Source organism: Kitasatospora sp. NPDC087861, assembly GCF_044742585.1.
Lineage (GTDB): Bacteria > Actinomycetota > Actinomycetes > Streptomycetales > Streptomycetaceae > Kitasatospora.
The window spans coordinates 90,130-104,644 of the sequence record NZ_JBIUUS010000002.1; the positions used below are offsets into that span (position 1 = coordinate 90,130).

General features: G+C 74.7%; 12 protein-coding genes. 8 read left to right on the top strand and 4 right to left on the bottom strand.

What is annotated here, in order from left to right:
* The first annotated feature begins 121 nt into the window (after window positions 1-121).
* The 3 genes from ACIOJE_RS03205 to ACIOJE_RS03215 all read left to right on the top strand — a co-directional run bounded on the left by ACIOJE_RS03205 (window position 122) and on the right by ACIOJE_RS03215 (window position 3,515).
* Window positions 122-1,051, top strand: a complete 930-nt coding sequence (locus ACIOJE_RS03205; RefSeq protein WP_400772954.1) for an EamA family transporter — start codon at window positions 122-124, stop codon at window positions 1,049-1,051.
* Between the two features lie 77 nt (window positions 1,052-1,128).
* Window positions 1,129-1,767 carry an NAD(P)-dependent oxidoreductase gene (locus ACIOJE_RS03210; protein WP_400772956.1) on the top strand — a complete coding sequence of 213 codons (639 nt, stop codon included), beginning with the start codon at window positions 1,129-1,131 and terminating at the stop codon, window positions 1,765-1,767.
* A 98-nt stretch (window positions 1,768-1,865) separates the two neighbouring features.
* Window positions 1,866-3,515, top strand: a complete 1,650-nt coding sequence (locus ACIOJE_RS03215; protein WP_400772958.1) for an alpha/beta hydrolase — start codon at window positions 1,866-1,868, stop codon at window positions 3,513-3,515.
* A 91-nt stretch (window positions 3,516-3,606) separates the two neighbouring features.
* Here ACIOJE_RS03215 and ACIOJE_RS03220 read toward each other — a convergent pair whose 3' ends face one another.
* Both ACIOJE_RS03220 and ACIOJE_RS03225 read right to left on the bottom strand, forming a co-directional pair.
* Window positions 3,607-3,906, bottom strand: coding sequence for a hypothetical protein (locus tag ACIOJE_RS03220; RefSeq protein ID WP_400772960.1), 300 nt, complete (start codon window positions 3,904-3,906; stop codon window positions 3,607-3,609).
* A gap of 26 nt (window positions 3,907-3,932) precedes the next feature.
* Window positions 3,933-4,316, bottom strand: coding sequence for a hypothetical protein (locus ACIOJE_RS03225; protein ID WP_400772961.1), 384 nt, complete (start codon window positions 4,314-4,316; stop codon window positions 3,933-3,935).
* A 409-nt stretch (window positions 4,317-4,725) separates the two neighbouring features.
* On the opposite strand from ACIOJE_RS03225, the gene ACIOJE_RS03230 reads away from it, so the two are divergent.
* Both ACIOJE_RS03230 and ACIOJE_RS03235 read left to right on the top strand, forming a co-directional pair.
* Window positions 4,726-5,385: a hypothetical protein gene (locus ACIOJE_RS03230; protein WP_400772965.1), complete on the top strand. Its 660-nt coding sequence runs from the start codon at window positions 4,726-4,728 to the stop codon at window positions 5,383-5,385.
* Window positions 5,386-5,594: 209 nt separating this feature from the next.
* Window positions 5,595-7,061, top strand: a complete 1,467-nt coding sequence (locus tag ACIOJE_RS03235; RefSeq protein WP_400772967.1) for a lytic transglycosylase domain-containing protein — start codon at window positions 5,595-5,597, stop codon at window positions 7,059-7,061.
* Between the two features lie 64 nt (window positions 7,062-7,125).
* Here ACIOJE_RS03235 and ACIOJE_RS03240 read toward each other — a convergent pair whose 3' ends face one another.
* Entirely contained in the window at window positions 7,126-7,701 is a 576-nt protein-coding gene (locus tag ACIOJE_RS03240; protein ID WP_400773396.1) for a GbsR/MarR family transcriptional regulator, read from the bottom strand.
* A 71-nt stretch (window positions 7,702-7,772) separates the two neighbouring features.
* Between ACIOJE_RS03240 and ACIOJE_RS03245 the strand changes: the two genes are divergently transcribed.
* Window positions 7,773-8,699: an ABC transporter ATP-binding protein gene (locus ACIOJE_RS03245; protein WP_400772968.1), complete on the top strand. Its 927-nt coding sequence runs from the start codon at window positions 7,773-7,775 to the stop codon at window positions 8,697-8,699.
* Window positions 8,696-10,360, top strand: a complete 1,665-nt coding sequence (locus tag ACIOJE_RS03250) for an ABC transporter permease (protein WP_400772969.1) — start codon at window positions 8,696-8,698, stop codon at window positions 10,358-10,360. Before ACIOJE_RS03245 ends, ACIOJE_RS03250 begins: the two co-directional genes overlap by 4 nt.
* Before the next feature lie 89 nt (window positions 10,361-10,449).
* On the opposite strand, the gene ACIOJE_RS03255 is transcribed toward ACIOJE_RS03250, so the two are convergent.
* Window positions 10,450-11,037 carry a TerD family protein gene (locus ACIOJE_RS03255; RefSeq protein ID WP_280680680.1) on the bottom strand — a complete coding sequence of 196 codons (588 nt, stop codon included), beginning with the start codon at window positions 11,035-11,037 and terminating at the stop codon, window positions 10,450-10,452.
* Window positions 11,038-11,408: 371 nt separating this feature from the next.
* On the opposite strand from ACIOJE_RS03255, the gene ACIOJE_RS03260 reads away from it, so the two are divergent.
* Window positions 11,409-13,733 carry a hypothetical protein gene (locus tag ACIOJE_RS03260; RefSeq protein WP_400772971.1) on the top strand — a complete coding sequence of 775 codons (2,325 nt, stop codon included), beginning with the start codon at window positions 11,409-11,411 and terminating at the stop codon, window positions 13,731-13,733.
* Window positions 13,734-14,515 lie beyond the last annotated feature (782 nt).

Consider the following 14,515-nt stretch of genomic DNA (forward strand, 5'->3'; position numbering starts at 1 on the left):
GGATTCCGCCGATATTCCTTAGCGATGAGGTAACCGTGAGCCACGTCACCCCCGCAGAGCGATGAAAGATGCCTTAGCGCTGAGATACATTGGCTTAGTGCTAAGAAATCGCCTCGGAATCGTGCTGGTGACCGCCATAGCCCCCGCCGTCTGGGGGTCGACCTACATCGTCACCACCGAACTGCTCCCGCCCCATCGCCCGCTCCTCGCGGCCGTCCTCCGGGCCCTGCCCGCCGGGCTGCTGCTGATCGCGCTGACCCGCCGCCTGCCGCAGGGCAGCTGGTGGTGGCGCTCGCTGGTCCTCGGCGCGCTCAACATCGGCGCCTTCCTCGCCCTCCTGTTCATCGCCGCCTACCGCCTCCCCGGCGGGGTCGCCGCCACCGTCGGCGCCGTCCAGCCGCTGATCACCGCCGGGCTCTCGGCCGCGCTGCTCGGCGACCGGCTCACCCTGCGGACCGTCCTGTCCGGCATCGCGGGCGTCGCCGGCGTCAGCCTGCTGGTCCTGCGGGCCAACGCACAGCTGGACGTCGTCGGCGTGGTCGCGGCGCTCGCCGGCGCGGTGGTCATGGCCACCGGCGTCGTCCTCTCCAAGCGCTGGACCTCCCCCGCCCCGCTGCTCGCCACCACCGGCTGGCAGCTCACCGCCGGCGGACTGCTGCTGGTGCCGGTCGCGCTGCTCGTCGAGGGCGGCCCGCCCTCCCATCTCACCGCCGCCAACCTGCTCGGCTACGGCTACCTGAGCCTGATCGGTGCGGCGCTCACGTACGCGCTCTGGTTCCGCGGGATCCGGGCGCTGCCGCCGACCTCGGTCTCCTTCCTCTCCCTGCTCAGCCCGGTGGTCGCCACCGCGATCGGCTGGCTGGCCCTCGGGCAGGACCTCAGCCCGCTCCAGGCGCTCGGGGCGCTGATCGTCCTCGGCTCGCTGGTCGCGGCCCAGACCCAGCGGCGCCGCGCCACCGCCGCGCCCGCCGCGCAGGCCGCCGCCCAGCCCACCCCCACGCAGGCCGCCGACCCGCAGGCCGCACCCCCGACCGTCCGCGAGAACGCCTGATCCCGCCCCCGGGACGCCCCCTGACGTTCCACGAAGTCCCGCGAAGTCCCACGAAGTCCCGCCCGAGGAGAACCTTCATGCGCATCACCGTGTTCGGCGCCACCGGCAACGTCGGCGGCCGGGTGGTGGCCGAGGCGCTCGCCCGCGGCCACCAGGTGACCGCCGTAGTCCGCGACCCCGCCAAGCCGCACGGTCTGCCGTCCGCCGCCGCCCTCACCGTCGGCGACGCCCGCAACGCCGAGGACGTCGCACGCATAGCCGCCGGACAGGACCTGGTGATCACCGCCACCCGCCCGGCACCCGGCAGCGAGCACGAGCTGCCGACCGCCACCCGGGGACTGCTGGCCGGCCTCGCCGGGACGGGCGTGCGCCTGCTCGCCGTCGGCGGCGCGGGCAGCCTCACCATCCCCGGCCGCGGCGGCCTGACCGTCGTCGAGGACCCCGGCCTGCCCGCCGAGATCCTGCCGATCGCCCGGGCCTGCGGCGAGCAGTTCGACCTCTACCGCGCCGACGCCCACGTCGACTGGACCTACCTCAGCCCCGCCGCCGTGCTCGAACCCGGCGAGCGCACCGGCCGCTTCCGACTCGGACGGGACGAACTGCTGGTCGACGCCGACGGCCTCTCGGCGATCTCCATGGAGGATCTCGCCGTCGCCCTGCTCGACGAGGCCGAGCAGCCCGTCCACCGCCGCACCCGCTTCACCGCCGCGTACTGACGGGGGCGGGCCGCAGGTCCGGGGTGTACCCAGCACCACCCCGGACACGGAACCTCGCATGATCGACCGTCAGAGCGCACTCGGACAGGATCGTTCCCGTGAACACCACCGCATCCGACATCACCGCCTCGACGGCCACCGCGTCCCACACCACCGCGTCCCGCACCGCCGCCTCGAACGCGGGCGCCTCGAAGGCCGGTGCACCGAGCGCCACCGCCTCCCGCACCCGGCGCGCCGCCGTGGCCGTCGCCGCCGCCGTCCTGGCCGGCCTCGCCCTGCCGGCCCCCGCGAGCGCCGCCCCGGACACCGCCCGCAACCCGGGTGACGCCGAGGCCGCGCCCGCCCGCTACACCCACCAGACCCTCGACTGGCAGCCCTGCGCCCAGCAGCCCGCGCTGGACTGCGCCACCATGACCGTCCCGCGCGACTGGCACCACCCCGACACCGGGGCCGACCTGAAGATCGCCGTCTCCCGGCACCGCGCCGGCGACCCGGCCAAGCGCAAGGGCACGCTGCTGATGGCCGCCGGCGGCCCCGGCGCGTCGGGCCTGCTGCGCCCGGCGGGCCTGGCCACGGCGGCCCCCGCCGTGGGCGCCGCGTACGACATCGTGGGCTTCGACCAGCGCGGCGTCGGCCAGAGCACCCGGGCCGTGTGCCAGACACCGGAGGAGTTCACGGAGTTCCTGGCCGGCGACTACCGCGACCAGTCCCCGGCGGCGATCGACAAGGTGATAGCCAACTCCAAGAAGCTGGCCGCGAGTTGCCAGGAGCACAGCGGCGACCTGCTGCCCTACCTGAACACCGAGCAGACCGCCCACGACATCGACCTGTTCCGCGGCCTGCTCGGCGAGCAGAAGATCAGCTACTTCGGCCCGTCCTACGCCTCGATGATCGGCGCCTACTACGGGACGCTCTTCCCGCACCGGGTCGAGCGGATGATCCTGGACAGCAACATCGGCTTCGACGGCACCTGGGAGAAGTTCGAGCTGGGCCAGCCGATGAGCTTCCAGCGCCGCTTCGACGAGGACTTCGTCCCGTGGCTGGCCGCCCGGGACGCCACCTACCACTGGGGCTCGACGCCCGAGCAGGTGCAGGCGCACTGGGAGCAGCGCCGCGCCGCGCTGCACGACCAGCCCATCACCGAGGGGTCGTTGACGATCGGTCCGAACCAGCTCGACAACGGCGCGATCAGCGCGATCTACGAGGAGGCCACCTTCCCCCTCCTCGCCCAGTCCCTGACCGCCGTCGACGACTGGCAGGCGGCCGATCCGGCGGCCAAGACGATGGCCGGTCGGGTGTTCGGCCAGTACCTCAGCCCGGAGTTCCTCGCCGAGTACTTCTCGGTGACCTGCGGCGACACCCCGTGGACCAAGGACATGGACACCTGGGTCGAGCGCGGCGCGGAGAACACCGCGCGCTGGCCGCTGGCGGGCGCGCGCACGCTGGCCTTCAGCGCGGTCTGCGCAGCCTGGCCGACCGCGCCCGCCCCGAAGGTCAAGGTCACCGGCGCCCACCTGCCGACGGTGCTGATGCTCAACTCGGTGCACGACCCGGCCACTTACTACGAGGCCGCACTCGGCGCGCACCGCGCGCTGCGCGGCTCCAAGCTGGTGACCGTCACCGGGAGCGGCGACCACGGCCAGTACCCGACCGCCAACACCTGTGTCACCGGCGTGGTCGAGGGCTACCTGCTGGACGACCGTGCCCCCGAGCACGACCTCACCTGCCCCTCCCCGCAGGCGGGCTGACCCCAGCGGGCTCCGGCCAGGCCCCCGACCGGCTCCAGTCAGGTTCGCAGCCGCGACTCAGGTCCCCAGCCCGCCTCGGCCGGACAGGCCCTCAGGTCCGCAGCCGCGACCGCAGCCAGGCGAAGGCGGCGGCCAGCCCGGCGAAGCCCCCGACGGCGAGTTTGATACCGCCCTTGGCGACCAGCCAGCCGATCCAGGGGACACCCCAGCCCAGCCAGTGGAACACGGCCAGCAGCACGACGGCGCCGCAGACGGCGGCGAGCACCGTCACGGCCACGGCGGCGGCCCGCGAGAGCTCGCGCGGGCCGCCGCCGTCCGCGTCCTGCGTCTGCTCCGCCAGGTCACCCGTCATCTCGTTCGTGCCCCCGTCACCCACGGTTCGTACCTCCATGATCCACGGGATGATCATACGGGGGGTCAGCGGCGGGCGCGGTGGGTGTCGCCGAGGTGCTCGCCGGTCTCGTCGTCGGGGAAGCTGACGGCCAGGGTGACGCGGTACTCGTCCACGTCGTGGCGGTGCCCGGGCACCCGGGCCCAGGCGAGCGAGTGCACCTCGGCCTCGGGGGCCTGCCGGCACCACGCGGCGGCCTCCTCCAGCGCGCGGGCGGCCGAACGCCCGGTGCACACCACGGCGGTGTAGGCGGCGACGGCGACGTCCCCACCGCTGCGGCCGGCCCGCGACACCGACCGGACCGCCGCCGCGGCGCGGGTCAGGTCGCGGGCCAGGTCGTCGACCACCCGAGGGGGCGCCGGGAGAACGGTCGCTCCCTCGGCGACGGTCTCCGGCAGGTTCGCACTCACGGTCTGGGCCTCCATCCGCATCGTCACAGGGCACAGCATGCCGGGCGGAGATTCCTGGCATGCCCACTTTCATCAGAACGTCACCCGTCCAGGGGCGAGTTGGGGCCGCCCCCTGGCGTCCGGGTGCTCGCCCTGGTAGGGAGCGGCCCCACCGGTGCCGGGCATCCGCGCAGGTCAGGACGGTCGACGACGGGCGCCGCCGGGGAGCCCGGAACGACGCGCACGTACCACCCCCGCGCCCCGAACCGCCCGTCCGGCCGCCGGCACGCTCCGCCCACCGCCGTTACGTCCTCGGTCAACTCCCGTTACCGAACCGGGAGATACCGCCGAAGCGCGGCCCGTAGCATCCCTCCCGTACCGCATCCGCCACCGGCGCCGGGCCGATGGACAGGACCTCTGGGGGACTCGCATGCGCACCAACCCGCTTCTCCGGCACGGCCGTCGGCTCGCCTGGCTGCCGGCCGCCGCACTCGCCGCCGCCGCACTCACCGGCTGCTCGTCCTCCGCCCCGAAGCGCGACACCGCCGCAGCGCCCGCCCCGACCACCACCGCCGCCACCACGACGACCGCGACCACCGGCACCCCGACGGCCTCGACGAGCGCCCCGACGGCCGCGTCGACGAGCGCCGCCGGCTCCGCCGGGAAGCGCCCCGACGACGCCTGCACCCTGCTGACCTCCCCGCAGGTCGTCCAGACCGTCGGCACCTCCGGCCCGTTCACCGGCACCCACCCCGACCCGGGCTCCGACGGCACCCGGCCGTGGGGCTGCACCTGGGGCTCCCGCGAGTCCTACGCCTCCATCCGGGAGATGCCGATGGCCAACCTCGCCAGGGTCACGGCGGACCCGGAGCTGTCCGTCACCCCGTTCCCGGCGGTCGGCCAGGAGGCCGTGCTGACGACCCGCAAGGGCACCGGCGCCCGGCCGTTCGTCTACTTCGTGGCGGACGGGCGCCTCTACCTGGTCGAGGTGACCAAGAGCCGCGCCCCGGGCGATGAGGTGAACGCCCCGCTGGAAGGCGTCGCGGAGACCGCCCTGGCCGGGATTTTCGCGAAGCGGCTGGGGGCCTGACGTCCAAGGAGCTGAGGCGGCCTCACCCCCGCTGAACTGCGGTGTCAACCGACCGGCGGGGCCCGGGGCCCCTGCCGGACGCCCCGGCCCGGTCAGACGGTCGTGATACTAATCGTCCCGGCGGTGGGAGCCGTCAAGCAACGGCAGGCACGATGACGAGGGCTCATCCGTTCCGGGAAGGTCCGGACGGCGACGGGGAGGGGCACGGCATGACGGAGCGGTTCGGCAAGGCCCGGGGCGGGCGCGGGCTACGGCTCGGCAAGCGGGTCACGGGGACGGCGGCGGCCTTCACGGCGCTCGCCGCGCTGACCGGCTCTCAGATGACGGGCTTCGGGCTCGCACCGGTCGCGGCCGCCGACGTCGTGACGGCGCCGGACGCCACCTCCTCCCAGGCCGGCTCACCCGTCGGCGGCGGCCCGACCGCCGGTGTCGGCAGCACCTTCGGCACCGGCATCCCGGCCGACGGCGGCGGCACCGTCCAACTGCCGCAGCCCCCGGGCACCGTACCCGGCCTGCCCGGCGTGCCCGGCGTGCCCGGCGTGCCCAACGCCGGCCCGTTCGCCGCCACCGGGGCGGCCCTGCCCGCGACCGTGTTCGCCGCCTACCGCCAGGCCGAGGCCTCGACCGCGCAGCGCTCGCCCGGCTGCCACCTGCCGTGGCAGCTGCTGGCCGCGATCGGCCAGGTCGAGTCCGGCCAGGCCAACGGCGGCCAGGTGGACGCGGCGGGCACGACCTTCACCCCGATCCTCGGCCCGGCGCTGGACGGCAACGGCTTCGCCGCGATACCCGACACCGACGGCGGGCGCTACGACGGCGACGCGCGCTGGGACCGCGCCGTCGGGCCGATGCAGTTCATCCCCTCCACCTGGGCGGTCTGGGGCGCGGACGCCAACGGCGACGGCAAGGCCGACCCGAACAACGTCTTCGACGCCGCCGAGAGCGCCGCCCGCTACCTGTGCGCGGGCGGGCGCGACCTCACCGACCCGGCGCAGCTCGACCGGGCGGTCCTCAGCTACAACAACTCGGGCGAGTACCTGCGGACGGTCCGCAACTGGATGGCCCACTACGGCAGCGGCGCCGTCACCACCGTGCCGAACCGGCCGGCGTCCTCGATCCCGCCGGGCTCCTCGCCCTCCCCGCTCCTCCCGCCGACCGGGACGACGCCGGGCGCCACGGCCGGTACGCCGAGCACGCCCGCGACCACCCCGACGCCGTCCTCGCCGAGCACCCAGCCGACGGCGTCGACCCCGAGCCAGTCCCCGTCCGCATCCGCGCAGCCGACGCCCGGTCCGAGCACCACGCCCACGGGCACGCCGAGCACCGCGCCGCCCGCGACCCCGACGACCACGCCGTCGGGCACCCCCTCCGGCAACCCGTCCCCGCCGGCCACCCCGACCGGAACTCCGACGGCCACCCCGACCGGGACGCCCACCGGGACCCCGACCGGGACGCCCACCACCTGCCCGAGCCCGACGGCCACCGCGACCGCCACTCCGACGGGCACCCCGTCGCCGACGGCCACGGCGACCGCCACCCCGACCGGCACTCCCACCGCTCCCGCGTGCGCCACGGCGACGCCCACCGCCACGCCCACCCCGGGCGGCACCCCCTCCGGCGCCGCGAGCCCGACCCCCAGCGCGTCGCTCTCCCCCTCCGCCGCGCCGCCGGCCCGCTGAGACTCCTTCACCGCTGACGGCCCGCACCCCCGGTGCGGGCCGTCGGCGTTCCCCGTCCCGTCCGCTACTGGCCCGAGCTCGATACCGGCCCTGACCTTGACCCAGGCTCCGGCTCCGCCCCCGCCGCCAGCGTCGCGCGGTGAACGCGCCACCGCGCGAGCATGCCGTGCACCTCGTCGACCATGAACGTGAAGAAGGCCGCGCTCTCCCCCAGCCGGTCCCCCGCGACGGTGCCCGCGCCGACGGTGGCCTCGCCGTCCTTGAGCACCCGGATCCAGCGCATCAGGATCTCGTCGCGCCGGGTCATCGACTCGAACCAGACGTCGTTCAGCACCCGGTAGCGGTCCCGCCGCGAGCCCGGCTCGCGCTCCTTGGAGACCAGGCCGACCTGGGTGAGGTAGCCCATCGCGCCGGACACCGCGGCCGGGCTGATCCGCAGCCGTTCGGAGAGCTCGGCGGAGGTCAGCACGCCGCTCTCCTCGGCCATCAGGCAGGAGAAGACCCGGGCCGGCATCCGGCTCATGCCCGCGACCACCAGCTCGGCCGCGAACCGCTCGACGAAGTCCGACACCGCCTGCTCGTCGCGGCCCTTCTCCGGCTCCCGCTCCACCACGTGCGCCGTCCCCTTCCCGGTGATCATCACGTTCTCGACCGAACTTTAACGCCTTCCCAATATTCACGTTTTTCTGAAACTACGGTAGCTTCAGCAGCATGACGAAGGCAATCACCCTGTCCGGCCTCCGCAAGACCTTCGGCCGGACCGCCGCGCTGGACGGCCTCGACCTCACCGTCGAGACCGGCGAGGTGCACGGATTCCTGGGGCCCAACGGCGCCGGGAAGTCCACCGCCATCCGGGTGCTCCTCGGCCTGCTGCGCGCCGACGGCGGCAGCGCCCGGCTGCTCGGCAAGGACCCGTGGCACGACGCCGTCGAGCTGCACCGCCGCCTCGCCTACGTCCCGGGCGACGTCGAACTGTGGCCCAACCTCACCGGCGGCGAGGCCATCGACCTGCTCTCCCGGCTGCGCGGCCGGTTCGACCGCCGCCGCCGGGACGAGCTGATCGAGCGCTTCGACCTCGACCCCACCAAGAAGGGCCGCAGCTACTCCAAGGGCAACCGGCAGAAGGTCGCCATCGTCGCCGCACTCGCCTCCGACGCCGAACTGCTGCTGCTCGACGAACCGACCTCCGGCCTCGACCCGCTGATGGAGGTGGTCTTCCAGGACGTCGTCCGGCAGGCCCGGGGGCAGGGGCGCACCGTCCTGCTGTCCAGCCACCTCCTGGACGAGGTGGAGAAGCTGGGCGACCGGGTCAGCATCATCCGCCACGGCCGGGTGGTGCAGACCGGCAGCCTCGGCGAGCTGCGCCACCTCACCCGCACCACGGTCGAGGCCGAGACCCACCGCCCGGTCACCGGGCTGGAGACGCTGGAGGGCGTGCACGGCGTCCGCACCGAGGGCGCCCGGGTGCGCTTCGCCGTGGACGGCGCCCACCTGGACGCCGCCGTCCGCCGCCTCGGCGAGGCCGGGCTGCGCAGCCTGGTCAGCCACCCGCCCACGCTGGAGGAGCTGATGCTGCGCCACTACGGCGACGAGCTGGCCGCCAACGGGCACCCGGTCGACGGCGAGGCTGCCCGATGACCGCCACCACGACCGCGACCGGCACGCCCACCGCGGCCCCGGGCCGACCGCGGCGCTCGTCCGCCACGCTGGCCGGCACCGCCGCCCTGCTCCGCTTCGACCTGCGCCGCGACCGCGTCCGCATCCCCGCCTGGGTGCTCGGCCTCGGCCTGCTCACCCTCGCCAGCGCCAACAGCGTGCACGCCGTCTACCCGACCGCCGCCGACCGGGCCTCGATCGCCCACGCCTCCGCCGGCCCGGCCGTGCTCGCCATGACCGGCCCGGGGCACTACCTGGTGGACTACACCTGGGGCGCCATGCTCGGCCACCGGCTGCTCGGCCTGCTGGCGGTGCTGGCCGGGCTGATGAGCGTCCTGATCGTCAGCCGGCACACCCGGGCCGAGGAGGAGAGCGGGCGGGCCGAACTGGTCCGCTCCGCCGCCGTCGGCCGGCACGCCCAGCTCGCGGCCGCCCTGGCCACCGCCGCCGTCGCCGACCTCGCGCTCGGCCTGCTGCTCGCCGCCGGGCTGCCCGGCCTCGGCGTCCCCGGGCTCGACACCGGCGGCGCGCTGCTGTTCGGGGCCGCGACCGCCGCCGCCGGGCTGCTGTTCGCGGCGGTGGCCGCCGTCGCCGTCCAGGTCACCGAGCACGCCCGGACGGCCTCCGGGCTGGCCCTCGCCGTGCTCGGCGCCGCCTACGCGCTGCGCGCGGCCGGGGACGCCGGCGCGAACGGGCTCGCCTGGGCCTCCCCGATCGGCTGGCTGCAGCGCACCTACCCCTTCCTCGACGACCGCTGGTGGCCGCTGCTGCCCGCGCTCGCCCTGGCCGCCGCCACCGGCGCGGCCGGCTTCGCGCTGAGCACCCGCCGGGACGTGGGCGCCGGTCTGCGCGCCACCCGCCCGGGACCGCCCACCGCCCGCCCCTTCCTCGGCACCCCGCTCGGCCTCGCCCTGCGCCTGCACCGCGGCCTGCTGGGCGGCTTCGCGGTCGCGCTGCTGCTGCTCGGCGCGATGTACGGGTCGCTGCTGGGCAACGCCGACTCGATGCTCAAGGACGTCGACCAGCTGAAGGAGGCGCTCGCCCGGCTCGGCGGCCGCACCCTCGCCGACTCCTTCGCCGCGATGACCCTGCTGGTGGTGGCCGTGGTCGGCGCGGTCTACGCGGTCCTGGCGACGCTGCGCCCGCGCGCCGAGGAGACCGCCGGGCGGGCCGAACCGGTGCTGGCTACCGGGGTGTCCCGGTCCGGCTGGCTGGGCGGGCACCTCGTGGCAGCACTGCTGGGCTCGACCGCGGTGCTGCTCGCGGCGGGGGTGGGATTCGGCCTGGCGGGGGCGCTGTCCACCGGTGACGGCGGCGCGTTCCCGCGACTGGTCGGCGCGGCCCTGGCGTTCGCGCCCGCCCAGTGGGTGACGGTGGGCTTCGCCGCCGCCGTGTACGGCTGGCTGCCCCGGGCGACGCCGCTGGCCTGGCTCGTCCCGGCGTACGCGTTCGTGATCGGGTACCTGGGCCCGCTGTTGAAGCTGCCGTCGGGCCTGGAACGGCTCTCGCCGTTCGGGCAGGTGCCCCGGCTCCCGGCGGCCGCCATGGACTGGACGCCGCTCGCGGCGCTCACCCTGGTCGCGGCCGCGCTGATCGCCCTGGCGCTGGCCGGGTTCCGGCGCCGCGACCTGGACCTGCGCTGACGCCCGAGCGCCGTTCCGAGCCGCGTCGGGGCCCGGGACGGCGCGCAGACCGGACGGGGCCGGCCGCGATCGGCCGGCCCCGGGCCGGGTCACAGGTGCTTGACCAGCTCCGGCATCAGGTCCTGGAAGGTCCGCCCGCTGGCCGGCTGCCCGATCGCGGTCATCTGCCAACCGCCGGGCGTGCGCTGCACCTTGGCCATGATCTGCGCGGTGTACGGGCCGCCGCCGGTCAGCGTGTACCGGGCCAGCTCGGCGCCGGTCTGCTCGTCGACCAGTCGGCAGAAGGCCGCCTCGACCTCCTGGAAGGTCTGGCCGGTGAAGGAGTTGACGGTGAAGACGATCTGGTCGACCTCGGCGGCCATCCGGGTCAGGTCGACGGTGATCGACTCGTCGTCGGTCGCGTCGCCCGCGCCGCCCACCAGGTTGTCGCCGCTGTGCCGGACCGAGCCGTCGTTGCTGTTGAGGTGCTGGAAGAAGACCACGTCCACCGGCCGCCCCTGGGAGAACAGCACCGCCGAGGCGTCCAGGTCGATCTCCCGGCCGGCGGCCAGCAGCTTGGCGAAGAAGCCCTTGGGCTGTGCGGCCTTCCAGCCCAGGCCCATCCGGACCACACTCAGCTGTCCGCCGCCCGGCTTCTCCAGGCTGATCTTCTGCCCCTTGGCCAGCGAAACGCTCATCGTGCCCTCCTCGTCCCTGCCGCCGTTCCGTGCCGTGAATCTACAGCACTGTCGAATATCCATGATCATCCGACCAGCAGGCTCCGAAGACCCCTACCCCGCACTCCCCCCGCCGTCACCACCGGCGCCGGTCTGCACACTGTCAAGCGCCCCGGGGAGGAGCTCGCCCGACCCGGACGCGCGATCCGGCTCGGTCATCCGGGGAGGCCGCGATCCGACGTCTGACGTAGCCGCGGGCAGGGGCCGAACAGGCGGGCGACCCGCGGTCTAGGGTCGGCTCGAAGGCGCCGCCGACCGGGAGAACGGCCGTCTCCGCACCGAGCGTTGCGCGCACGTTCCCGGGATCCGCCAACCCACCCTGGGGGACCACCATGCCCGAGACCGAAGGAACACCGCCCGCACCCGCCACCGCCGCCACCACCTCGCGCCTCGGCCGCCGCCGCCTGCTGCGGGCCGGCCTGGGCACCGGCGGCGCGCTGGCCGCCGTCCGCCTGCTGCCCGGCGGCCAGGCCTGGGCCGCCGCACCGGCGCCCGCGCCGGAGCCCCTGCCCGCACCCGGCCCCGTCTCCGTCTCCGCGGGCACCGGCACCGCGCAGCCCTGGCCGGACTGGGCCCGCTTCGCGCGCATCGCCGACGGCACCTTCAACGAGCCCGCCGACATGCGGAGCGCCGTCGACGCCCTCAAGGCGCAGAACGTCAGCGTCATCGAGCTCGACACCCTGCTCTCCAACTGGCTCACCGACGCCGAGTTCGCCGCCCACATGGCCGAGGTGAAGACCTTCACCGGCCTGGCGCACGCCGCCGGCCTGAAGGTCGTCATGTACTACCCCTCCCTGGAGCTGATCTCCCCCGGCGGCGAGAAGGGCCGCTCGTTCTACAAGAACGACCAGGGCGGCGCCTGGGTGCAGCGCGACCTCGGCGGCAAGCCCAACGTGTTCTACGGCAGCGTGGTGGTGTGGGTCGACCCGGGCGACGAGAGCGTCTGGCTCAGCCCCAACTCGCCCTGGCGGGACTACTACCTCAAGCGGATCAAGGGAGTGGCCGCGACCGGCGTGGACGGCATCTGGCCGGACGTCCCGATCTACTTCGACGGCGTGCTCTCCTGGTGCGACGCCTCCACCTGGGGCGCGGCCGCCTTCAAGGCCGACACCGGCCTGGCCCTGCCCAAGGTCGCCGACTTCGCCGACCCGGTGTTCCGCCGCTACGTCGAGTGGCGCCACCGCAACCTGCTCCGGTTCCAGCTCGACATCGCCGCCGCCGGCCGCTCGGTCAACCCCGATCTGGTCACCTTCGTCGAGACCGTCTCGATGGACTACCGCTACGCCACCTCCATCGGCCTGGACGGCGGCTACCTGCGCCAGGCCGAGGGCGCCGTCAGCCAGGTCTGGGAGGTGGACATCCTCGGCAACTACGACGGCATGCGGCACGCCACCGCCGACGACTGGGTCTGCCTGATCTCGATGTACAAGTACGCGCGCGGCGCCAGCGGTGCCAAGCCCGCCTGGGCGTTCTCCTACGGCTGGCAGCCGGACGACGCCTCGCTGGTGATGTCCCAGCTGATCGCCGCCGGCTGCAACCCGTACGAGGTGAAGACGCCGTACAAGAACGACACCGTGGACGCGGCGATGCGCGCCCGGATGTACCGCTTCGTCCAGGCCAACCAGGAGCGGCTCTACAACGCCGCCCCGGCCGCCCAGGTCGGCGTCTACCACTCCAGCCCGTCCCGGGACTACGTCGCCCCGGGCGCGGGCATCGGGATGTACGTCAACACCACCACCCCGGCCGGAATCACCGACTGGTGGGGCGGCGACGATCCGGAGCAGAGCTGCGCCGCCGTCCCCTGGCTGGGCGAGTTCCGGGGCGCGGTGAAGGCCCTGGTGTACGCGCACATCCCGTTCGACACGGTGCCCAGCCCCGGCCTGGCCGCCGCCGACCTGGCCCGCTTCAAGGTGCTGCTGCTGCCCGACCTCCAGGCGGTCTCGGACGCCGAGGCGGCCGTGCTGCGGGGCTTCGTCGCGGCCGGCGGGACGATCGTGATCACCGGCCCCGCGCCCACCGCGATCGACGAACTGGGCGGCCAGCGCGCCGAGTTCGCCCTCTCCGACGTGCTCGGCCTGCGCCGGGCCGATCCCCTGCCCGCCGCCAAGCAGAACGCCTTCGGTAGCGGCACCTGCTGGTACGTCCGCAACCGGGCCGGACTCAGCTACCTCAACAAGACCGACCAGGCCTCCGCCGACCAACTGCTCGCCCCGGTCCGCCGGTCCGCACCGCCCGCCGTCACCCTGGCCGGGGACCGGCGGATCTTCCTGGACGCGCGGCGGCTCGGCAACGACACCGTCGTCCACCTGGTGAACTTCACCACCTTCGGCGACACCCCGGCGGCCTTCCTCACCACACCCGCCAACTGCACGCTCTCCTATGCCCTTCCGGCCGGCGCCACCGTCGCCGCCGTCACCGTCGCCACACCGGACGGCACCGACCCGGCGCCCAAGCCCGTCCCGTACACCGTCACCGGGACGACGGTCAGCGTGCCGCTGACCGTCGTGCAGTACTCGGTGGTCACCGTGACCGCGGGTCAGGGCTTGAGGGCGGGCGCGGGGATCCGCCAGAGGGCGGCGGGATCGGCCTCGCCGCCCGGGGAGGACTCGAAGGCGATCCACTTCCCGTCCGGGGACCAGCTCGGCGCGCCGTCGTAGGCCGCGGCCTCGCCGGTCACCCGGACGGGGCGGCCGCCGTCGGCCGCGACCACGAAGACCTGGGCGTTCGGCAGGTCGCCGAGGTTGGAGGAGAACACCAGGTACGTCCCGTCCGGTGACCAGGCCGGGTCGGTGTGCTCGCCGGGCGCGTCGGTGACCTGACGCAGGCCGGTGCCGTCCGGGTGCACCGTCCACAGCGCCCAGCCCTCGCCCCCGGCGGTGCGCCGCTGGAAGACGATCCGGTCGCCCCTCGGGGACCAGTTCGGCTGGCGGTTGTCGGTGCCGGTGCCCCGGCCATCGATCAGCCGGACCGGGTCGCCGCCGTCGCGGCGGACCTTCCACAGCGAGTCCTGCTCGGCGGAGTCCCCTTTCCCGGCGGTGTGCTCCGGTTCCCAGCTCTGCTGGAAGACGATCCACGCGCCGTCCGGGGAGAAGCTCGGCTCGCTGTACCCGCTGCCGTCCTCGTGCCTGGTCACCCGCTCGGGGGTGCCGCCGGGGGTCATCAGCCAGAGCTCGTCGTGCCCGGACTCCCGGTCGGAGGCGAAGGTGAAGGCCCCTGCGGCGGCGTTCCAGCTGGTGCCGGGGAGGTTGACGGCGGCCTTGTCGGGATCCTCCAGGACCTTCTGCGGCGTACGGCTGCCGTCCAGCGGCAGCACGCCGAGGGCGGCGGCACCCTTGTTGTAGCCCTCGCTGAACTCGGTCAGCAGCATCGAGCGGCCGTCCGGGGCGAAGGCCGGGTTCTGCGCGCTGTGCCCGCCCCCGGCCCGGTAGAGCAGTTCGGC